Raw genomic sequence first — 21,442 nt, 5'->3', positions numbered from 1 at the left:
GATGAAATTTTCGCTCTTCGCGCATATGGAACGGATCTCGGCGGATCAGGACCAGAAGCAGCTGTATGATGAGTTTATCGAACTGTGCAAAATCGCCGATGCGGGGGGAATGCACGCGATTTGGACGGGTGAACACCACGGGATGAACTTCACCATCGCCCCGAACCCGATGCTGAACCTTGTGGATGTGGCGCGCCATACCAAAAACGTCCGTCTGGGCACCGGCACTGTGATCGCACCGTTCTGGCATCCGATCCGTCTGGCCGGTGAGGCGGCGATGACTGACATCATCACCGAGGGCCGTCTGGAACTGGGCATTGCGCGTGGTGCTTATTCGTTTGAATACGAACGCTTGATGCCCGGCATGGACGCCTGGGAGGCAGGTCAGCGTATGCGCGAACTGGTGCCCGCCGTGAAAGGGCTGTGGCAGGGGGACTACGCACAAGAGGGCGAATTCCATTCCTTCCCGAAAACCACTTCCTCGCCACTGCCGCTGCAGGAAGACGGCCCACCGATTTGGATTGCCGCGCGTGATCCCAACAGCCACGAATTTGCCGTGTCGAACGGCTGCAACGTGCAGGTCACCCCGCTGTGGAATGGCGATGGTGAAATTGAGAACCTGATGGGCAAGTTTAACGATGCCTGTGCCAAGTTTTCCGATCAGCCGCGCCCCAAAATCATGCTGTTGCAGCACACCTATGTGGCGGACAGCGACGAGGATGCCAAATTGGGCGCTGTCGAATTGAACCGCTTCTACTGCTATTTCGGCGCGTGGTTCATGAACAAGCGCGACGTAACTGCCGGTTTGATCGAACCGCTGACAGATGAAGAAATTGCCGCGCATCCGTTCTACACGCCCGAAGCGATGGAACGTGATCTGGTGATCGGCACCGCGGCTACCGTGATCGACCGGCTGAAAAAATACGAAGCGCTGGGCTATGATGAATATGCGTTCTGGATCGACAGCTCTATGTCGTTTGAGCGCAAGAAAGCCTCGCTTGAGCGCTTTATTCGGGACGTTATGCCCGCCTTTCAATAAGGCCGGATGGAGGTAGAAATGCAGATTTTCCAGCAGTATATCGGCGGCGCTTTTTCGGATGGTGCATCCCAGTTTGACAGTCTGGATCCCGCCACCGGCGCGCCTTGGGCCAAAATGGCCGAGGCGTCAGTGGCAGATGTGAACGCCGCTGTTGATGCTGCGGAGGCTGCATTCTTTGCCCCTGAATGGGCGGATATGACGGCCACGGCGCGGGGCAAATTGTTGTCGCGTCTGGCGGATCTGGTGGCCGAACATGCGCCGCGACTGGCAGAAATTGAAACGCGCGACACGGGTAAGATCATCCGCGAAACCAGCGCGCAGATTGCCTATGTGGCCGAATACTTCCGCTATTTCGCAGGCCTTGCCGACAAGATCGAAGGCGCGCATCTGCCCATTGATAAACCCGATATGGAAGTCTGGCTGTGCCGCGAACCCGTGGGTGTGATCGCCGCAGTGGTGCCGTGGAATTCGCAGTTGTTTCTGTCTGCGGTCAAAATCGGTCCGGCCTTGGCGGCGGGATGCACCGTGGTTTTGAAAGCGTCTGAGGAAGCGCCTGCGCCGATGCTGGAATTTGCCAAGATCTTTGATCTGGCGGGTTTCCCCAAGGGGGTGCTGAACGTGATCACCGGCGGGCCGGATGCAGGCGCCGCCCTGACTGCACATCCGAAGGTCGCTCATGTTGCCTTCACCGGTGGTCCCGAAACAGCCCGTCATATCGTGCGTAATTCGGCGGAAAATCTGGCGTCAACGTCACTGGAACTTGGCGGGAAATCCCCGTTCATCGTGTTTGAGGACGCAGATATCGACAGCGCGGTGAATGCGCAGGTGTCCGGCATTTTTGCCGCCTCTGGCCAAAGCTGTGTGGCCGGATCGCGCCTGTTGGTGCAGGCTTCGATCAAGGATGAATTTCTGGCTCGTCTGAAAGAAAAAGCCGAAGCCGTGGTTATCGGCGCGCCAGATGATATGGCGACCGAGGTTGGCCCGCTGTGCACACTGCGGCAGCGTAGCAATGCCGAAGATCTGATCGCGCACTCTGTTGCGGCGGGGGCGAAATTGATCACGGGCGGCAAGGCGATTGCGCGTGACGGGTTCTACTTCCCGCCGACCATTCTGGATTGTTCTGATGCCCCCGATGCACCAAGTCTGAGTAACGAATTTTTCGGGCCAGTGCTGTCGGTCGTCACCTTCAAGGATGAGGCAGAAGCGATCCGACTGGCAAATGATACGGAGTTTGGTCTGGCGTCCGGCGTCTTTACCCAAAACCTGACCCGGGCACATCGTATGATCCGTGGGATCCGTTCTGGCATTGTTTGGGTGAACACCTACCGCGCGGTTAGCCCGATCGCCCCGTTTGGTGGGCACGGCCTGTCTGGGCATGGCCGTGAAGGGGGGCTGCAGGCGGTTCTGGATTACACAAAAATCAAAACGGTCTGGCTGCGCACCAGCGACGATCCCATTCCCGATCCTTTCGTGATGCGCTGACGCTATTGCAGCTATCGCGTTTGGGTGCCGCTCCTTTGATAGCATTTAGCGTAGGAAAGGAGACTGACTATTGGACTGAAACTAACGTGCGAGTGCAGGGCTGATGCGGAGCGGCCCGACGCGCAAACAGGTGGTTTCGGATTTGGGCGGTGGCCTATTGATGCTGAACAAATGGATTACGGCGCACCGCAACATTGATTTTTTGTCCGACAAGGACCTGGATCTTGCGCCTGAACACCAACGGCTTAGGCGCGAGAACCGTATTCTGAAGGAGGAGAGGGATATTTTAGAAAAAGCCACGGCCTTCTTTGCGAGCTAAAAGTCATGAGGTTCCGGTTCATCGAAGAGCATCGCGGCAAATTTTGGATTAACCGCCTTTTTTAGGTTCTGGATGTCCGCGAATGCGGCCTGCGCGCCTATCGCAGTCGCTCCGCCTGTCAAAGGCAACGGACCGATATGATCGCTCTGTCTCGTATCAAGGGCAGTTCTGTATCAGCCTTGTTAGCTATGGTTGATCCTCCCCCACTTGGATGGTCCTACAGCTATGTTTAGGAAAACGGAGGAAGCACCTTGCCAACAAGCGGCCAAAGCCTGAGAAGATTGTCATGAAGTTGCGGCAGGTTGAGGCTCTGACGGGGCAAGGGATGCCACGTCTGGATGCGATCAGGCAGATTGGCGTGACTGAACAGACATTCTATCGTTGGAGTGAAGGCGAAAAAAAAAAGCGTCCAGTGGACGGTTTTTCCGCCAAACAAGTACGGCGGAATGGGCACGGACCAATTGAAGTAACTGAAGCGTCTGCAAAACGAGAATGAGCGCTTGCGTAAAGCCGTTTCTGATCTGACTTTGGACAAGCTGATCTTGGCAGAAGCTACGAAGGGTGAAGGGCGTCAAGCAAACCATCCAGTGGATGGTTTGTAGCCCTGAACGCGAAGCCCTTCTAAGCCCCGCTCGTCGTCGCGCCTGCATTGATAGTGTTCGTGCTGAGCTGAATGTCTCGGAGCGTCGCGCGTGCCGCGTTCCGAGGCAACACCGATCCACGCAACGAAAATGCCCGTTGGGCGATCTGATGAGGAGAGCCTTGTCGCGGCCATTATCGAGCTGGCGCGACAATATGGTCTCTACGGCTATCGTCGGATAGCTGCACTTCTGAGAGATGCTGGTTGGCATGTGAATGACAAGCGCATTGAACGGTTATGGCGGCGGGAGGGGCTGAAAGTAGCAATGAAACAACCAAAGAAAGGACGGCTCTGGCTCAATGATGGGACGTGCGTTCGGTTGCGGCCTAAACACCGCAGTCATGTTTGGTCCTATGACTTCGTGCCTTGCCGAACAGATGACGGAAAGGCTTTCCGAACCCTTAACATCATTGATGAATACAGCCGAGAATGTTTGGTCATCTGTGTGGAGCGCAAGCTGAACTCAGACAATGTCATCGACGTCCTGAGTGATCTGTTTATCCTGCGCGGCGTGCCGGCGTTCATACGTTCCGACAACGGCCCAGGGTTCGTCGCCCAAACGGAACGGTGACAAGCACGTAGTACTTGTTCTTGTTTTTTACCAGTGTAGTGGCTGGCTAGTCGGGCACAAATATCCTCCGATTTATCCTCCTTGGTATGCGCCAAGTGCCTACTTTATTGAGATAAAACGGAAAGACAGTCAATGGAGGCGAGTACCGGAATCGAACCGGTGTACACGGATTTGCAATCCGCTGCGTCACCACTCCGCCAACTCGCCATCCGTGGTGTAGCCTGCGCGATGTACTGCGTAGGCTGTGGCGGTGGATTAGAGGTTTCGGTCGGCAGTGTCCAGAGGAATTTATCCATTCTTTTGACTGAGGCGCAGAGAATTTGATCCTCTTGGTGGCGGGGCAGTGGGGCGGGGCGGCGGCGCATGCGTTGAATTACGGCGGTTGCGCAATAAATAACGTCATCCTGCGCGTTTTTGCCGCCCGTTACGCGTTGCCGCTTGAATGGCGATGTGACACACTGTAGGCAGCAATCTGAACGAAAGAGTTTAGTAAATGACAGACTTCGCCACCCGCCGCACCATGATGGTCGACACGCAGATCCGTCCTTCGGATGTGACAAAATTCCCGATCATCGAGGCAATGCTTGCCATTCCACGTGAATATTTTGTGCCTGCCGACAAAGAACAGGCCGCCTATGTCAGCGAAAATGTTGATCTGGGCGCTGCGCGTGTGGTGTTGGAACCGCGCACACTGGCAAAGATGCTGGATGCGCTGGACATCCAGGCGGATGAACTGGTTTTGGATCTGGGCTGTGGCTACGGCTATTCTTCGGCCGTGATCGCACGTATCGCCGAAGCGGTCGTCGCGGTTGAAGAAAACGAAGACTGGATTGATGACGCGCAGGCTGCCTTGTCACGCGTTGGTGCAGACAATGTCGCATTGCAAGCCGGTGAGCTGGCGTCAGGCGCTGCGCAGCACGGTCCCTACGATGTGATTGTCCTGGAAGGGGCTGCCGAGCATGTGCCTGATGCCATCCTTGATCAACTGAAAGAGGGCGGCCGTATCGCTGCGCTGATGGTTGAGGGGGCGCTGGGCACCGTCAAGATCGGGTACAAAATTGATGGTGCGATGTCTTGGCGTTACGCTTTCAACGCGGGTGCGCCTGTGTTGCCGGGGTTCGAACGTCATCGCGCCTTTACCCTTTAAGGGTAGCCATAAACGACATTGCTTGGCGCCGGAGGCAGGGCGCCGCATTCTCATAGGCCCATGCCACGAGAGAGGGCAGGGCCAACGCATAACAGGTCAAACGGCCCTACGGCTGTCGAAGGAGCAGAACATGAAACGCGCATGGTTCAAGTCTAAGCTGGCCCCCAAGTTTGCGAACGGGCTGCGTACATTGACGGTGACAACCGCCCTTGTTGGGGCTGGGTTTGGGGCTGCAGGCAGTGCTTCGGCGGAAACGCTAGCGGATGCATTGGCGGACGCTTACAAAAATTCGGGCCTGTTGGAGCAGAACCGCGCAGTGTTGCGTGCTGCGGACGAAGATGTGGCACAGGCTGTTAGCGCCCTGCGTCCGGTTCTGGGGTGGGCTGCAAGCGCGACGCGCGAATTTGGCGAAGCACGCAGCAGTCAGACCCTTGGTCAGGTGGTTGGTTCTGTCACTCAAAGCGCCACGGTTGGTTTGTCGCTGACTCAGCTGGTGTGGGATGGTGGTTCCACCAAGATGCGGGTGGATGTGGCCAAGGAAACCGTTTTGGCCACGCGCCAGACACTGATTGCGATTGAACAGAACGTGCTGCTGCAGGCGGTTGATGCATACACGCAGGTGCGCACCTCCAGCGAAGCATTGGCTTTGCGCCAGAACAACGTGCGCGTGATCACCGAAGAGTTGCGCGCCGCAAAGGTCCGTTTCGAAGAGGGGGATGTCACCCGCACCGATGTTGCCCAAGCCGAGGCACGTTTGGCGCAGGCTCGCGCCGCTTTGGCACAGGCGAACGGCGATCTTGCCAGTGCGCGTGAATATTTCATTGCTGCGGTCGGGCGCAAACCCGGACGTCTGGCAACCCCGACGCGCGCACCCGTTTCTGCAAAATCCGTGGCTGAGGCCAAGGCGGTCGCACAACGCAATCACCCGGATATTCTGGCGAGCAAGCATCAGGTTGCCGCGGCGGATATCGGTGTCGAAATTGCGCGTGCCTCGACCAAGCCCACTGTGACCCTGCGTGGCAACTACGGCTACACGGATACGTTTGATTCCAATAACTTCCGCCGAGGTGGCTCCATCACCTTGGGGGCAGAGGGGCCGATTTATGCAGGCGGCCGCGTCGCGTCCGTTGTGCGTCAGTCTATTCAGCGCCGTGATGCTGCGCGGTCGGGTCTGCATCTGGCAAACCTGTCGGTCGCACAAAACGCTGGCACCGGATTTGCCAACCTGCAGGTTGCGCGCGCCGCGCGCGAAGCGGGCGAACGTGGCGTTCGGTTTGCACAAATTGCCTTTGACGGTGTCCGCGCCGAAGCATCCGAAGGCGCACGCACCACGTTAGAGGTTCTGAACGCCGAGCAGGAGGTCCTGAACGCCAAGGTGAACCTGATCAACGCTGTTTCGAATGAATATCTGGCATCCTACGCGCTGCTGGCAAATATGGGTCTGTTGACAGCAGATACCCTGCGTTTGAATGTGCCGCGCTACGATCCCGCGGCCTATTACAAACAGGTTGGCAAGGCGCCCGCCGCGGTGAGCGCGCAAGGCCGCCAGCTGGACAAAATGCTGCGTCGGATCGGCAAAGAGTAAAATTTGACCCGTCGGTTGTGAGAATCTCTGCCTTTGGCTACACTTAGCCAGAGGCAAGAGTGGAAGTGTGAATGTCAGACCCAGTGACAAACGTTGAAATTGAGGACGTTTTGGCTTCAATCCGTCGACTCGTTTCGGATGAACCAGCGTCGTCTGATATGGTGTCCAAACCGCAGGCGCCCAAGGCTGACAAGCTGGTTCTTACGCCTTCTCTACGTGTGGCTGACGGCCGCGACCTGTCTACTGCCGCCCCCAAGGACAATTCCCAGAATACTGCAGCTGCGATGCAGTTGGGCGCAGAATATGCCGTTCCAGCAGAAGCAGACACTGAGTCGAATGCTGCTGTCGAAGAGGCTGAGGCAGCGCCGCTGGTATTGGAAAACGCGGACTCCGCTCCTGACGTGGAACCTGAGCCGATCGAGGAAATCCCGCTAGAGGATCGCATTGCCGGTCTGGAAGCAGCAGTGGCTGAAACCGCTGATCAATGGGAGCCTGACGGCGACGAGGAAGACGCATTTGCTGGCGTCGATGTCGAGGCACCGTATTGGGAAGACGATGACGCCGACGAAGACCTGAACGCAGAGGTGACGCCACTTCACGCGCCGCATGAACACGTCAAACAGGATGAGCCAATCACGGTTGACGCGCAACCCGATGTGCAGGATGCGCCGAGTGAAGAGGCGCAATCTAGCGCCGCGTTGGATGATCTGACGGAATTGGGGCTGCCGCAGGGCCTGATCGACGAAGAGATGCTGCGCGATCTGGTGGCAGAGATTGTTCGCCAGGAACTGCAGGGATCGCTGGGCGAGCGTATCACTCGCAACGTGCGCAAATTGGTGCGCCGCGAAATTCAGCGTGCCCTGACCAGCCGCGATTTAAGCTGACGCGCGACATATAGATTAAGTGAAGGCTAGTGCGATCCCCTCGTGCTGGCCTTTTCTTTATGCCTTGGCGGTTGGTGTTGCCGCGATGTCCAGCAGGGCGTCCACGTCCATGTGGTCCTCGATATGTTGCGCCAATGCGTCCAGTACTTGTTCCATATCCGCATCATAGCTGATCTGCGCGGCAGCCCCCAGATCAGCCATATAGCTGGCGCGGAACTTGTCCGAGCTGAACAGCCCGTGCAGGTAGCACCCCTTAATCAATCCGTCCGCTGTTGCGGCGCCCTCGGCGCGGCCGTCCAGATCCAGCCAAGCGTTGGCACAATCTGCACCTTCGGTGACGCCAAGGTGGATTTCATACCCTGTCACATCATCGCCCGTGGCGCGGTAGGTCGCATTGCTGAGGGCAAGGCGCTTGTGCGGTTTCATCACCGTTTTTACATCCAGTAGGCCAAGGCCCGCGACGGTGCATGGCGCACCTTCGATGCCTTCAGGATCCGCAATCTCTGTCCCCAGCATTTGATAGCCGCCACAAATGCCCAACACGCGACCGCCGCGGCGCACATGGGCCTTTAGGTCGATGTCCCAGCCTTGCGCGCGGAAGTGGGCCAGATCGGCGATGGTGGATTTCGAGCCGGGGATCAGCACCAGATCCGCGTCACCGGGCAGGGGGCGGCCTGCCTCAATAATCTCGACACTCACATCTGGTTCAGCCGACAGCGGGTCGAGGTCGTCGAAATTCGCAATCCGGTTCAGGCGTGGCACCGCGATTTTGACCTTGCCTCCCTTTTTCGATGCGATGTCCATCACATCCTCTGCCGGCAGGCGCCATGCGTCGGAAAACCACGGTAGGGTGCCAAGGTTGGTCCAGCCGGTCTGGTCCACGATCGCCTGTTCGCCATCTGCAAACAGGCTGACGTCGCCACGGAATTTATTGACGGCAAAGGCTTTGATCCGGTCAGCATCGGCATCGGGCAGGATGACCTGCGTGCCCACCAGCTGCGCAATGACGCCGCCACGGTCGATGTCCCCAAGCAGGACAACCGGCACGCCCGCCGCTTCGGCAAAGCCCATGTTGGCAATGTCGCCTTTGCGCAGGTTCACCTCTGCCGGGCTGCCTGCACCTTCGATCACCACAATATCGGCCTGATCACAGAGCCGGTGAAAGCTTTCCAGCGCAGGACGCAGCAGATCCGGTTTCGCCTTGGCGTAATCGCGTGCGCGCAGGGTGGCGTAGCGTTTGCCCTGCACAATCACCTGTGCACCGGTGTCGGTTTCAGGTTTCAGCAGGATCGGGTTCATGTCCGTATGTGCCGGCACCTTGGCCGCCAGCGCCTGCAACGCCTGCGCGCGGCCAATTTCCCCGCCATCACTGGTGACGGCGGCGTTGTTCGACATGTTCTGCGGCTTGAACGGGCGCACGGTCAGACCACGGTTCACCAGCGCGCGGGTAATGCCCGCAACCACCATGGATTTGCCCACGTTGGATCCTGCACCTTGGATCATGATCGCGCGGGGTTTTTGCTGTGCCATGCTCTGCCTCCTGCCTTTCCTCCGCTATAGCAACTGGCGCGCAGGCAGGGGAGGGCAAATGCGCCGCCTCAGCGGGCATTTCAGACTGTGGAACCGGCAAAAGAAAAACCTGCCTTCCCCCAGGAAGACAGGTTTTTTCTGTGCGTGTAAAACGCCTGCGGCAGCAGTTGGATCAGGCCGCTTCGGCCTGTTGCGCGGCATTGCGGCGCTCGCTCTCTTCGCGCGACAGCGCAACAGAGGTACGGATGCCTTTGCCAACAAATTCCATCAGACCCTGTACAACACGTTCGTTGGGGTCGATACCGGCACAGGACAGCACTTCGCGGCCATCGCGCGAGCGCGCCCAGCGGGCGATTTGTTCAGGGCCGTTGCCATATTTCTTGTCATCAGAAATGGCATCGTCCAGCGCAGCCAACACAACGGCTGCAAACAGTTTGCGGGCTCGGTTGCCTTGTTCATTGTTAAAGGCGGAGCCGTCAACGAAGTCCTGCATTGGGATCGTCCTTGTTTTATTATTGGTCTTGTGTTTCTGGCGTGAGGGGCCTTATGACCGATTGCGTTTGATTCGGATAGGCTTCTATTGCATGGCTTCCATGCGTCTGGTGCATGGCTTGCGAATGCCTGCCCCAAAATCCGTCTCCTTGCCTTGGGGCGCTACGCAAGATATAGGTGCTGCCAAAATCCCTTCAACCTTTCGCCATGGTTTTGTTACATGCCTAAGATCAACGGAAATGAAATTCGCCCCGGCAACGTGCTGGAACACGAAGGTGGCCTGTGGGTTGCCGTAAAACTGGAACACGTAAAGCCCGGTAAAGGCGGCGCTTTTGCTCAGGTTGAGATGAAGAACCTGCGCAACGGCTCGAAGCTGAACGAACGCTTCCGCTCTGCCGACAAGGTAGAGCGCGTGCGTCTGGAACAAAAAGATCAGCAGTTCCTTTATGAAAACGACGGCATGCTGGTGTTCATGGACACCGAGACGTTTGAACAGATCGAACTGCCTGCGGATCTGCTAGGCGATCGCCGCCCGTTCCTGCAGGATGGCATGACTGTCGTGATCGAATACTACGACGTTGAGGCGCTGAACGTGACCCTGCCGCAGAAAGTGACCTGCCAGATCGTTGAGACTGAGCCGGTCGTAAAGGGCCAAACCGCTGCTAACTCGTTCAAGCCTGCGGTTCTGGACAACGGCGTGCGCGTCATGGTCCCGCCGTTCGTGGCACAGGACGAAATGATCGTGGTGAACACCGAAACCATGGAATATTCCGAACGCGCCTAATGGCCCGTTTATGGGAAATGAGAAAGGCCGTCCTGTCTAGGGCGGCCTTTTGTTTTGTGCAGTGCCTCGTGGCGGCGGTTAGATTCGGCGCACCACCGCATCACCGGCCTGCATCTCACCCTCCGCACGGTCAAAACGCAGGTAGGCGATGGCCTCGTCGCCCGCGCGGCTCAGCAGCGTTCCGGCCTCTTTCTCACCGTTCAGGATTTTGTCCCCTGTTGCAGCCTCGCCGGTGACAGTGACCCGCGCCAGACCTTTGCGCAGTTCGGTTTTGTGTTTCATCCGTGCGGTGACCTCTTGGCCCACGTAGCAGCCTTTGCGGAAATCAACGCCGTTCAGCGCCTCAAACCCAGCCTCTAGGATGAAGGTGTCCGGCGTCAGCTCTACCCCCGTTTCTGGGATGCAATGTGCCACGCGCAGTGCGGTCCAGTCGGTGCCGTCATCACCACCCTCAGCGCCATAGAGCCGCCAGCCAAGCGCCGCGTGACGTGGATCTGCAAGTGCACCTTCTGGTGCATCGCCTGTGCCGCGTTGCACCTGGAGGTCGGTTTCTTCCAGCGCTGCCTTGGCGCGCAGTTTATACATGCTGAGGCGCTGAAACAGCATTGGTGCCAGATCGGCGGCGACATCAATCAGCAGGTCGTCACCATCGGCGGCGATAAAGAAATCCGCCATATACTTGCCCTGCGGCGTCAGCAGCGCGGCATAGACCAGCCCGTCTTTGACGTTATCGACATTGTTGGTCACCAGCCCTTGCAGGAAACTGTGGCTGTCTTCGCCGGAAAGGCGGAAAATTTTGCGGTCTGTCACGTCTTGGCTCCCGTTGCGCGTCTCTCTGTAATATAGCGATGGCAGGCAAGGACAACAGGGTAGGGGCGAAAAGATGCGGGCAGCGGTTTCTGTGGTGATCCCGACGTGGAATGCGGCGGCCGGTCTGGCTGTGAGCTTGCCGCCGTTGATGGAGGGCTTGCAGGCCGGTGTGATCCGCGAATTGGTGGTGTCTGATGCCGGATCAACGGACGATACCGTACGGATTGCCGAAGAGGTGGGCGCGAAGCTGATCACCGGTGCGCCCTCACGCGGTGGTCAAATGCGGCGTGGGGCAGAGGTGGCTGAGGGCGACTGGCTGTTGTTTCTGCACGCGGACACCGAACTGCCTGCCGGTTGGTCCGATCATGTGCTGGCCCATATTGAGGAGGCGCCGGAGCGTGCCGCCTATTTCCGTCTGTCCTTTGCAGAACGTGGTCTGCGGGCCAAATGGGTTGCCGGTTGGGCAAACCTACGGTCGCGTATGTTTGGATTGCCTTACGGTGATCAGGCGCTGCTGATTTCCCGTGCCCTATATGATCAGGTGGGTGGCTTCCCCGATCAGCCGTTGATGGAGGATGTGGCGATGGCGCGGGCGTTGAAAGGGCGCCTAAGCGCCCTTTCCATTAGCGTCCGAACAAGCGGCGCGAAATACGTGACAGAAGGGTGGTTTCGCCGTGGTCGTCGGAACCTTTGGATTTTGCTGCGCTACTTTTGCGGCGCCGACCCGCACGCTCTTGCGCAATCTTATCGGCAGTCGGCCCGTCGGTCTTGAACTGCAGCTGGTGCAGATCGGCATAGATGCCGCCGCGCCCTAGCAGTTCGTCATGGGTGCCTTCGTCCACCACCTGACCCTTGTCCATAACCACAATCTTATCGGCGTTGCGTACGGTGGACAGACGGTGCGCGATGACCAGCGTGGTGCGGTTGCTGGCCAGACGGTCCAGCGCGTCCTGAACGACTTTCTCAGATTGTGCATCCAGCGCGCTGGTTGCCTCATCCAGCAGCAGCACGGGGTTGTTGCGCAGCAGCGCGCGGGCAATAGCAACGCGCTGACGCTGACCACCGGACAGGGCAGAGCCGCGCGGGCCAACGGGTGTGTCCAGTCCTTGCGGCAGTTTTGCCAAGAAGTCGCTGACATGCGCCGCATCCAGTGCGCGCTTTAGTTCCGCATCGCTGACATCGTTGCGACCCAGCAGGATGTTTTCGCGCAGGGTTTCGTCAAACAGGGCAGCGTCCTGTGTTACCACGCTGAACAACCCGCGCAGGTCGGACAGTGTCATGTCCTGCGTTTTGACACCGCCGACCTTTACAGCGCCGGCTTTAGGATCAACCAAACGGGTCAGCAGGTTAAAGATGGTGGATTTCCCCGCACCGGATGCCCCGACAAGGGCGGTGGTCTTGCCCGCAGGGGCGGTCAGGGTCGCGCCGCGCAGCACCTCTGTGTCGCCATAAGACAGGCGGACATTCTCCAGCTCCACATTGGGCATGCCTTTGGGCGCAGCAACTGGTTTGGCAGGGGAGGTCAGGCGCGGTTGCGTGTCCAGCAGTTCCTTGATCCGTTCAATCGCGGCGGCAGCGGATTGCCATGTGGCGCTGATCCCGCCAAGACGACGCAGGGGTTCAAAGGCAAAACCGATCGCGGTGAAGAAGGTCATGAACTGGCCCACTGTCTTTTCGCCCGATGCAATCTCGGCCCCGCCGAACACCAGCACGCCAAGGAAGCCGATGCCCGCCATAACATCGATCAGGCCGGGAATCGCGGCCTCACCAATACGGGCGCGGACCTGTGCGGTGACCAGATCATCGGTCAGTTTGCCGTAGCGGTCTGACTGATAGTCCTCCAGCCGGTTCAGCTTTACCGGAACCATGCCGTGAAACACCTCATCCAGACGGGTCGATAGCCTGGCCGACAGATCGCGTGCCTGACGTGACCGGCGGCGCACGAAACCCTGCACCAGCTGGCTGGGCAGAACCAAAAGCGGGATGCCCACACAGGCCACCAGCGTCCATTGCCAATCAGTGCCCAGTGCCACGCCCAACAGAATAATCAACGCCATCAGATCACGACCTGCGCCAGTGATCACTACGCCCCAGACCTGATTGATCGCCTCAACATCGCCCTGTACGCGCTGGATCAGAAATCCCGGGGGATGTGCCTGATGAAAACCGCCGTCCTGACGCATCAGGTGCGCCAGCATGTCAGTGCGCAGCTTGGCCGCCGATTTTTGTGAGATGTAGGCCAACAGCGCCTTTTGCCCGATTGAGGACACACCGCGCAGGGTGAAAATGCCCAAGAAGGCCGCACCAACCCACCAGATTGCACCGGGGGTGCCGGCGACAAAGACCTGATCGAACATCGGCTGCATCATCCAGCTCATCGCGCCCAGCATACCACCTTCGATGGCCATCAGTGCAATCGCCAGAACCAGCCAGCCGATATACTGCTTCAGGTACCCATGCCAAAGCCACAGCAACAAAACGCGGCTGCTGGCCCCATCCAGACCGTCATTTTCCTCGGACGCGGACGCGGACGCGGCAGGCAACGGCGCAGCGTCATTTTGGGCGACGGGTGTGTCCTGTGCTGCTGTGTTTTCTGGGGTGGCGTTCATAGCGGGATGATCCGGCGTTTTGAAAATGCGTCTTGCAATGCCTTTGGATCGTATTCTGTGCGGACCCAATCTTCAAACTCGATGCCGGTTTCGATGTGGCGTTCCGCGTATTGGGCCAAAAACAGGTCCAGGATGCCTGTCTTGGTAAATTTCAAATGCAGGAACCGAAACGACAGCATTTTTTGCGCCTCTTCAATCGGACGGCCCGCGATAGCGTGTTGATAGATCGCGCTTGCCAGACCTGCGCGGTCTGCACCGGATTTACAGTGCAGCAGGAACGGCTTCTCGATCTTATGGAAAATCTCCAGCAGGGACAGCAGGGTCTGTACCTTGGGGGCTGCACGTGCGCCAAATGACAGATCATAGCGCGTCATGCCCAGCCGGTTGGTGCATTCCTCTTCGAAGAGAAAATGTGGTGCCTTTTCGGACACGCCGCGCAGGTTAATTACCGATTTGATGCCCATTTGGGCATACTCTTCCCAACGGGCCGGATCTGGCTGGTTGGAGCGATATGCGCCTGGGGCGATTTCGGCAAAATTGGTCCAATACGTGCGCAGCACAGCATGATCTGCCCAGCGGAAGTGATATTCCGCCTTTTTCCGATGCTCTGGATTGTTCAGATCCAGGGGCGAGGGCAGGGTGCGCCCGCGCTCAAAATCATTGAATTTTTTGATGATACCCATTGGATCTGTCCTTATGTTCCGCGGACTTTTAGTGGTCTGGTTTCACTCTGGCAAGCAAAGCCGCAGAAAGCATCACATCAGCGCTGTAGATCAGCCACATCACGAGATGTGTTTCCCACGATATTGACGCGGAATATTCCTCCGCTAGGGTCTGCCCAACGATATATGGAGACCACAATGAGCCTGCGCAACGGACAACACTATCTTGCTATTCCCGGACCTTCGGTCATGCCCGAGGCCGTGCTGCGCGAGATGCATCGTTCGGCGCCTAACATTTACGAAGGCGAACTGGTCGACCTTACCGACAGTTTGATCCCCGACCTGCGCAAGGTTGCACGTACGCAGCACCACGTCGCCATCTATATCGCCAATGGACACGGCGTCTGGGAAGCGGCCTTGGCCAATGTCCTAAGTGAAGGTGATACCGTTCTGGTCCCCGCAACTGGACGGTTCGGGCATGGCTGGGCGGAGATTGCCCGCAGTTTGGGCGTCAAAACCCAAATGGTCGATTTCGGACGTCAGTCGCCCTTTGATCCTGCACAGTTGGAACAGGTTCTGCGAGAGGACACAGAGCATAAAATCAAAGCGGTGTTGGCGACCCATGTGGACACGTCTAGCGGTGTTCTGAACGATATGGCCGCGTTGCGCGCGGCACTGGATGCCACCGGGCACCCGGCGCTGTTGATGGCGGATTGTATTGCATCGCTTGGCTGTGACCGTTTCGAAATGGACGCATGGGGCGTCGACGTCATGGTTGCTGCCAGCCAGAAGGGGCTAATGACCCCGCCCGGTGTGGCCTTTGTGTTCTTCAATGACAAAGCGGCAGAGGTGCGTCGGAAAATGGCGCGTGTGTCAGCCTATTGGGATTGGACCAAACGCGCGGCGCCGGAATACCTTTATGAATACTTCACCGGCACGGCACCGACGCATCACCTGTATGGTCTGCGAGCTGCGGTTGATATGCTGATGGACGAAGGCATGGAAAATGTCTGGGCGCGCCACGATCTGTTGGCGCGGGCGATCTGGGTGGCCTGTGACGCATGGGGGCAGGGTGGACCGCTGACTTTGAATGTAGCGGATCCTGCGCATCGTTCGCGCGCGGTCACGTCCCTGCGCATTGGATTGCCCTACGGCCCAAAATTGCGCACCTGGACCGAACAGAATGCAGGTGTGACGCTGGGTATCGGGCTGGGTATGTTTGAAAAAGACGACCCCAAAGGTCAGGGGTTTTTCCGCATCGGCCACATGGGGCATCTGAATCCGCAAATGGTGATGGGGGCGCTGGGCGCGATCGATATGGCCTTCAAGGCAGAAGAGATCCCGCATGGCTCCGGCGCGTTGGAAGCGGCAAGTGCGGTTATCGCAGCGGGCTAATCAGGCTAGGGGTGAACGCGGCGCGCTTGCAAATGTTCGCTAAATGTTCATGATTGCCCCATGCCCAATGATGACCTGCCAATCGATGATCTGATTCCCCTGCAACAAATGCAGCCTGGTCAATTGCTGGCGCGCGGGGTTTCCCGTGCGCTGCGCGGCTATGGTTTTGTGTCTATTGAGGAGTTCGTGCCAACACGCGGGTTGCGCGTCGATGTAATGGGATTGGGGCCGAAGGGCGAAATCTGGATCATCGAATGCAAATCCAGCCGCGCCGATTTTCAGTCGGATAACAAATGGCAGGGTTATCTTGAGTTTTGCGATCGTTATTTCTGGGCGGTCGACGCCGATTTTCCAACTGAACTGTTGCCTGATGAAACGGGTCTGATGATCGCAGATGCCTATGGCGGTGAAATCATCCGCATGGGTCCAGAGGACAAACTGGCTGCGGCACGGCGTAAGAAGCTGACGCATAAATTCGCCAGCGATGCCGCGCGCCGCCTATTATCTTTGCGTGATCCGCGCCCCTGAAGGCTGTGATGTTACAGGGCACGGATCAGACACTTATTTTACCGCGCGGGCGGCCTGCGCTGCGGCGCGGATTTCTTCGGCGATTTCTTCGGCTTCTTCGGGGGAAAAATCCATAGGAATTTCCAAGTCACCCGCCTCAATGAACAGGCGCACCATGCCGTGATCGGTGGGGCCGATTTGCAGGTTGGCTTCGATATCGCGTTCGGTGTTGATACCCATTGTCTGCTCTCCTTTGTCTGCGACCCCAGCTAGCGGTTTGCGCGCTGTTTGGCAAGATTTGCGCCGCTGGATCCCGAATGTGGTGCAAAGCCCTTGTTTTTCAGGGCGTGTGCTGTTGAAGGAAACGAAGGGCCAAATAGAAGGTGAAGAAAGCGCAGAAATATCCACCAAACGGGCTTGCATTCCCTGATTGGTGACTGTAAATCGCCCCTCAGTGCCGCCTTAGCTCAGTTGGTTAGAGCGCTGGATTGTGGATCCAGAGGTCCCCCGTTCGAGCCGGGGAGGCGGTACCATCTCCTCCCACACAATATTCCGCGACTATGACACTGTAACGACAGAGTTTTTAGTCTGTTTTGCGCGTAATAAGTTGTGGCGCAATCAGCACCTGTTCCGCAGGGCGATCAGGATCATCCAATCTGGCCTGCAAAAGACGCAGGATCTCATCCATCGTTTGATCCAGTGGATTGCGTAGGGTGGTCAGATTGTATTCTGGCCAGCTGGCCTGCGCGATGTCGTCAAAGCCAACGATCGACAAATCATTCGGAACGTCGCGGTCCAGCTCGTAGCGCGCGGCCGATAGGGCGCCCAAAGCCGACGCATCATTCGCGCAGATCAATGCATCTATATCATATTGTGTTAGCAGCGATGTGGCTGCATCCCGCCCGCCTTCGTAGGTGTAGTTGCAGGGGGCTTCCGCGATCAGCGACAAACCTGCCTCGCGCAGGGCGCATCGAATCCCTTCCAGTCGATCTGAAGACGAAGACAGGCCTGCGGGGCCGCTGATGAATCCGAATTTGCGTCGGCCGCGGGCGATCAGATGGCGGGCGGCCGCGGCGGTGCCGTTGCTGTTGTGGCACGAAACGCAGTCAACCTGCGCCCCTTTGAGGATGCGGCCGGCAAAGATCAGCGGGATGTTCAGTTTGGCACAGTCTTCAAACACCTGCGCTGACAGAGAAGAGCCGCGCACAATCAACGCATCCAGCGGATAGCTGAGGGCAGGCAGAATCGCATCGTCTAGCACGGCCTCTGATCCGCCGATGACGATCGGCCATTTGCCTGCTGCATTCAGGCGCGCCACCAATTTCGCTGTAAACTCTGCATTATAAAGGTTGTTCATGCCGCCCGCCGCGACAGCAACCAGATTGCTGCGTTTGCCCTGCAGGCTGGCGGCCAGCGCGTTGGGTCGATAGCCCAGTTTCAGCGCTGTGGTCAGGATCAGTTTGCGTTTTTCACCATCAAGATAGGCATTTGGGGCAAAGGCGCGCGAAACTGCGGAACGTGACACGCCTGCGGCTTCTGCTACATCGGTTGCGGTCACTCTGCGATTGCGTTGCACGTCGGGCTATCCTCTCGTTTTGATGAACCTATACAATGCCTTGCTTAAAATCTTCGATTTTTTGGCTTGTTACAAAAAATCAACATTTGCGTCACAGGAGTGTTGCCGAGTCTCTTTAGGTGAACACGTGTGCGCAGGGCCGCTGCCAAAGGATTGGCCGCCCGTGTGGGGTTGGTGTCACGCTGCGTGCGCCGACAAAAGGACACTTGGGGGAAAGCCCCTTCTTGGAGAGACTGAGATGAGCTTCTACAAAACCGCAAGCCTGGGCGTTGCGCTGAGCATGACCGCTGGCGTCGCATTCGCGGAAACCGAAATTACCTGGTGGCACGCAATGGGCGGCGCACTGGGCGACACCGTCAACCAGATCGCGGCGGATTTTAACGCCAGCCAGGATGAGTACAAAATCACCCCCGTCTTCAAAGGCACCTACGAAGAAACCCTGACCTCCGGTATCGCCGCGTTCCGCGCTGGTGAACAGCCGAACGTTCTGCAGGTGTTTGACGCAGGTGCGGCCACCGTGATCGGCGCCAAGGGTGCAACCATCCCGGTTCAGGACCTGCTGGCCGACAACGGCGTTGCATTTGACATCAACGACTACATCGCGGGCGTGCGTTACTTCTACGCCGACACCGAGGGCAAGATGATCGGCATGCCGTTCAACTCCTCCACCCCGATCATGTACTACAACGCAGACGCGCTGGAAAAAGCCGGTGTGACCGCGCCCAAGACCTGGGAAGAATTCCAGACCACCACCGCACCTGCACTGAAGGCCGCCGGTTACACCGCACTGGCACAGTCGCACCTGCCGTGGATCTTCACCGAAAACTTCATGTCGCGCCACAACCTGCCGTTTGCCACCAACGACAACGGCTACAACGGCACCGACACCAAAATTCTGGTGAACAACGACGCGATCAAAGCGCACTTCACTGCCGTAACCGAGTGGCAGAAAGAAGGCTTCTTTGAATGGTTCGGCACCGGTTGGGGCGACAACCAGTCGAAGTTCGAAGAGGGCGAAGTGGCCATGTGGCTGGGCTCCTCCGGCTCTTTCGGTGGCCTGCTGAAGAAAGACCTGCCGTTTGAATTTTCCGCCACTTACCTGCCCTACTGGGAAGGCGTGACCAAAGAGCCGACCCAAACCTTTATCGGTGGCGCGTCGCTGTTCGCAATGGCCGGTAAATCCGCCGAAGAAAACAAAGCAACCGCAGAATTCTTCCGCTTCCTGACCTCGGCTGACACCCAGTACTACTGGCACAAGGCGACCGGCTACGTTCCGATCACCGAAGCGGCCTATGAAAAAGCGAAAGCTGACGGTCACTACACCCGCTTCCCCGCGGCTGAGGTTGGCATCCAGCAGCTGCAGATGCCTGCCGGTGACAACACCAAAGGTTACCGCATGGGCTTCTACGTGCAGATCCGTGACGTGATGAACCGTGAATACGGCCGCATCCTGACCGGTGAAACCGACGTAGAAACCGCGTTCAAGAACATCGAAGCCGAAGCCAACAAACTGCTGGCCCGCTTCGCCAAAACCCAAAGCTAATAGCCGGTTTTGAAACGAAACACGCTGGTGGCTGCGTACCCTCGCAGCCGCCAGTTTTTACTTGAAAGGCCTCCCCTTGAAACGTGCTGGATTTAGCGTGAAATGGCTGCCGATCCTCTTGCTGTTGCCGCAGCTGTTGATCATCGCCATCTTCTTCTACTGGCCCGCCGCCCATGCGGTGCAGTCTTCGTTCTATTTGCAGGATCCCTTTGGGTTCGGCTCGACCTTTGTGGGTTGGGAAAACTACGCTGACCTGTTTGGCAGTGCGGAATATCGCAAGGTGGCGTGGTTCACCGTGATCTTCACCCTGCTGGTTACCTTCCTGTCGCTGGCAATCGCGCTGTTGCTGGCGGTAAAAGCTGACAATGTGCTGCATGGCGCAAAGACCTACCGCACGCTGTTGATGTGGGTCTACGCGGTGGCGCCGCCGGTTGCGGGCTTTATCGGGTTGATCATGTTTGACCAGACCTTTGGTCCGTTGACGCGTCTGTTCGGTCAGTTTGGCTGGGATTTTGTGCTGGGGGTCAATTTCAACGACACCGCCTTTGCGATGGTTTTGGTGTCGGTTTGGAAACAGGTGCCGGTGAACTTCATCTTCTTCCTATCCGGTCTGCAATCCATTCCGCGTTCCGTGCGCGAAGCAGCGCTGATCGACAACCGTTCGGGGATGAGCCGTTTTTGGGACATCACCTTTCCGCTGTTGGCGCCCACGGGCTTCTTCCTGCTGATCACCAACATCACCTATGCGCTGTTTGATACCTTTGGCGTGGTGGACACGCTGGTGAAGGGCGAACCGGGCAACAACCCGATGACGCTTGTTTACAAGGTCTATGTCGATGGCTTCCGCGGCAATGATCTGGGCGGATCGTCCGCGCAGTCGGTGATCCTGATGGTGCTGGTTCTGGCGCTGACCGTGTTCCAGTTCCGGCTGGTTGAACGCCGCATTCATTATACCTGAGGGGACATTGATATGACTGACACAACATTCACCACAGCCCCGCAAGCAACGGCGCCCAAGCGACGCATCCGCTGGGGCCGCATTGCGGACCATGCGGTGCTGATCGCTGGATCGCTGTTCATGCTGGTGCCGCTTCTGATCGTGATGCAAACCACCACCGTGCCGGATGCAGAGATTATCAAGCACGGGCCGCAGCTGAAAATTGGCAATGCGCTGCCCGACAACTTCAACAAAGCGATGTTTGAGGCGAGCGGGTTTTCCGGCGAAAACACTGGTGTGCGGATGCTGCTGAACTCTTTCATCCTTGGCATCGGCTTTGCGGTGGGCAAGATCGCGCTGGGCATGATTGCCGCCTATGCGCTGGTCTACTTCCGCCTGAGGTTCGCCACGGCGGCGTTCTGGCTGATCTTCACCACGCTGCTGCTGCCCCTGGAGGTGCGCATTCTGCCGTCCTATGAGGTGGTGCAGAAACTGGGGATGCTGAATACCTATCAGGGTCTGATCATCCCGCTGGTCGCCTCGGCCACGGCAACCTTCTTCTTCCGCCAGTTTTTCCGCTCCGTGCCGGAAGAGCTGGTTGAGGCCGCACGCATCGACGGGGCAGGGCCGGTTCGGTTCTTCATCGACATTCTGGTGCCGCTGTCGCGCACCATGATTGCGGCGATGTTCATCATCATGTTCGTCTTTGGCTGGAACCAATACCTGTGGCCGACCATGATCACCACCGATGAGGGCATGTATACGCTGGTGCGCGGCATCAAGCAGATCACTCAGGTGCTAGAAGGCGCCAGCCTGCCGGAATATGGGCGCTCCAATCTCTTGGCGCTGATCGCCATCCTGCCCCCCGTTTTCATCGTGATTTTCTTCCAGAGCTGGTTCGTCAAGGGCCTGACGGAATCCGACAAGTAA

General features: G+C 57.9%; 18 protein-coding genes, 2 tRNA genes and 3 pseudogenes. 15 read left to right on the top strand and 8 right to left on the bottom strand.

The features are described 5' to 3' along the window. Position 1: 1 nt before the first annotated feature. The 4 genes and pseudogenes from TM5383_RS05120 to TM5383_RS16505 form a co-directional block, all read left to right on the top strand. Positions 2-1,039: an LLM class flavin-dependent oxidoreductase gene (locus TM5383_RS05120; protein WP_058317954.1), complete on the top strand. Its 1,038-nt coding sequence runs from the start codon at positions 2-4 to the stop codon at positions 1,037-1,039. A gap of 18 nt (positions 1,040-1,057) precedes the next feature. Continuing rightward, positions 1,058-2,521 carry an aldehyde dehydrogenase gene (locus TM5383_RS05115; RefSeq protein ID WP_058318390.1) on the top strand — a complete coding sequence of 488 codons (1,464 nt, stop codon included), beginning with the start codon at positions 1,058-1,060 and terminating at the stop codon, positions 2,519-2,521. 103 nt (positions 2,522-2,624) lie between these two features. Further along, positions 2,625-3,033 (top strand): annotated as a pseudogene (locus tag TM5383_RS17165) (transposase family protein); the annotation flags it as partial. 18 nt (positions 3,034-3,051) lie between these two features. Continuing rightward, positions 3,052-4,048, top strand: a pseudogene (locus TM5383_RS16505) (DDE-type integrase/transposase/recombinase); the annotation flags it as partial. 136 nt (positions 4,049-4,184) lie between these two features. On the opposite strand, the gene TM5383_RS05095 reads toward TM5383_RS16505, so the two are convergent. Next, positions 4,185-4,258: transfer RNA gene (locus TM5383_RS05095), tRNA-Cys, on the bottom strand. Positions 4,259-4,544: 286 nt separating this feature from the next. On the opposite strand from TM5383_RS05095, the gene TM5383_RS05090 reads away from it, so the two are divergent. The 3 genes from TM5383_RS05090 (at position 4,545) to TM5383_RS05080 (ending at position 7,667) form a co-directional block, all read left to right on the top strand. After that, complete coding sequence (locus TM5383_RS05090) at positions 4,545-5,198, top strand: protein-L-isoaspartate O-methyltransferase family protein (RefSeq protein WP_058317953.1); 654 nt, start codon at positions 4,545-4,547, stop codon at positions 5,196-5,198. A 130-nt stretch (positions 5,199-5,328) separates the two neighbouring features. Beyond that, positions 5,329-6,783: a TolC family outer membrane protein gene (locus TM5383_RS05085; protein ID WP_082645398.1), complete on the top strand. Its 1,455-nt coding sequence runs from the start codon at positions 5,329-5,331 to the stop codon at positions 6,781-6,783. Positions 6,784-6,854: 71 nt separating this feature from the next. Then, positions 6,855-7,667 (top strand): hypothetical protein, encoded by an 813-nt coding sequence (locus TM5383_RS05080; RefSeq protein ID WP_058317952.1) that lies wholly within the window; start codon positions 6,855-6,857, stop codon positions 7,665-7,667. 57 nt (positions 7,668-7,724) lie between these two features. Here TM5383_RS05080 and TM5383_RS05075 read toward each other — a convergent pair whose 3' ends face one another. After that, entirely contained in the window at positions 7,725-9,197 is a 1,473-nt protein-coding gene (locus tag TM5383_RS05075) for a cobyric acid synthase (protein WP_058317951.1), read from the bottom strand. 172 nt (positions 9,198-9,369) lie between these two features. Beyond that, positions 9,370-9,690: a DUF6280 family protein gene (locus TM5383_RS05070; RefSeq protein ID WP_058317950.1), complete on the bottom strand. Its 321-nt coding sequence runs from the start codon at positions 9,688-9,690 to the stop codon at positions 9,370-9,372. 219 nt (positions 9,691-9,909) lie between these two features. On the opposite strand from TM5383_RS05070, the gene efp reads away from it, so the two are divergent. Next, a complete protein-coding gene (efp, locus tag TM5383_RS05065; protein WP_058317949.1) occupies positions 9,910-10,473 on the top strand; it encodes an elongation factor P in 564 nt (187 codons plus the stop codon). A gap of 78 nt (positions 10,474-10,551) precedes the next feature. Here the strand turns inward: efp and ygfZ are convergent, their stop codons facing one another. Next, positions 10,552-11,283: a CAF17-like 4Fe-4S cluster assembly/insertion protein YgfZ gene (gene ygfZ, locus TM5383_RS05060; protein ID WP_058318388.1), complete on the bottom strand. Its 732-nt coding sequence runs from the start codon at positions 11,281-11,283 to the stop codon at positions 10,552-10,554. A 73-nt stretch (positions 11,284-11,356) separates the two neighbouring features. On the opposite strand from ygfZ, the pseudogene TM5383_RS16500 reads away from it, so the two are divergent. Continuing rightward, positions 11,357-11,971: pseudogene (locus TM5383_RS16500) on the top strand (TIGR04283 family arsenosugar biosynthesis glycosyltransferase); the annotation flags it as partial. Here TM5383_RS16500 and TM5383_RS05055 read toward each other — a convergent pair. Further along, a complete protein-coding gene (locus tag TM5383_RS05055; protein ID WP_076399943.1) occupies positions 11,907-13,892 on the bottom strand; it encodes an ABC transporter ATP-binding protein in 1,986 nt (661 codons plus the stop codon). The pseudogene TM5383_RS16500 and the gene TM5383_RS05055 sit on opposite strands and share 65 nt — an antisense overlap. Next, a complete protein-coding gene (locus TM5383_RS05050; RefSeq protein ID WP_058317948.1) occupies positions 13,889-14,575 on the bottom strand; it encodes a tyrosine-protein phosphatase in 687 nt (228 codons plus the stop codon). Before TM5383_RS05050 ends, TM5383_RS05055 begins: the two co-directional genes overlap by 4 nt. Before the next feature lie 177 nt (positions 14,576-14,752). On the opposite strand from TM5383_RS05050, the gene TM5383_RS05045 reads away from it, so the two are divergent. Further along, complete coding sequence (locus TM5383_RS05045; protein WP_058317947.1) at positions 14,753-15,949, top strand: pyridoxal-phosphate-dependent aminotransferase family protein; 1,197 nt, start codon at positions 14,753-14,755, stop codon at positions 15,947-15,949. 60 nt (positions 15,950-16,009) lie between these two features. Further along, positions 16,010-16,477, top strand: a complete 468-nt coding sequence (locus tag TM5383_RS05040) for an MmcB family DNA repair protein (RefSeq protein ID WP_058317946.1) — start codon at positions 16,010-16,012, stop codon at positions 16,475-16,477. A 33-nt stretch (positions 16,478-16,510) separates the two neighbouring features. Here TM5383_RS05040 and TM5383_RS05035 read toward each other — a convergent pair whose 3' ends face one another. After that, positions 16,511-16,696 carry a DUF6324 family protein gene (locus TM5383_RS05035; protein WP_058317945.1) on the bottom strand — a complete coding sequence of 62 codons (186 nt, stop codon included), beginning with the start codon at positions 16,694-16,696 and terminating at the stop codon, positions 16,511-16,513. A 216-nt stretch (positions 16,697-16,912) separates the two neighbouring features. On the opposite strand from TM5383_RS05035, the gene TM5383_RS05030 reads away from it, so the two are divergent. Then, positions 16,913-16,989, top strand: a tRNA-His gene (locus TM5383_RS05030). 50 nt (positions 16,990-17,039) lie between these two features. Here the strand turns inward: TM5383_RS05030 and TM5383_RS05025 are convergent. Next, positions 17,040-18,032 (bottom strand): LacI family DNA-binding transcriptional regulator, encoded by a 993-nt coding sequence (locus TM5383_RS05025; protein WP_058317944.1) that lies wholly within the window; start codon positions 18,030-18,032, stop codon positions 17,040-17,042. 238 nt (positions 18,033-18,270) lie between these two features. Between TM5383_RS05025 and TM5383_RS05020 the strand changes: the two genes are divergently transcribed. The 3 genes from TM5383_RS05020 (at position 18,271) to TM5383_RS05010 (ending at position 21,442) form a co-directional block, all read left to right on the top strand. Next, positions 18,271-19,575 (top strand): extracellular solute-binding protein, encoded by a 1,305-nt coding sequence (locus TM5383_RS05020; RefSeq protein ID WP_058317943.1) that lies wholly within the window; start codon positions 18,271-18,273, stop codon positions 19,573-19,575. 76 nt (positions 19,576-19,651) lie between these two features. Then, entirely contained in the window at positions 19,652-20,533 is an 882-nt protein-coding gene (locus TM5383_RS05015) for an ABC transporter permease subunit (protein WP_058317942.1), read from the top strand. Between the two features lie 12 nt (positions 20,534-20,545). Then, positions 20,546-21,442, top strand: coding sequence for an ABC transporter permease subunit (locus TM5383_RS05010; protein ID WP_058317941.1), 897 nt, complete (start codon positions 20,546-20,548; stop codon positions 21,440-21,442).

It is taken from the genome of Thalassovita mediterranea, from assembly GCF_001458435.1.
In the GTDB taxonomy this organism is placed as follows: domain Bacteria; phylum Pseudomonadota; class Alphaproteobacteria; order Rhodobacterales; family Rhodobacteraceae; genus Thalassobius; species Thalassobius mediterraneus.
The sequence above is the reverse complement of the archived record's forward strand: the minus strand, read 5'-3'. Positions and strand labels throughout refer to the sequence as shown.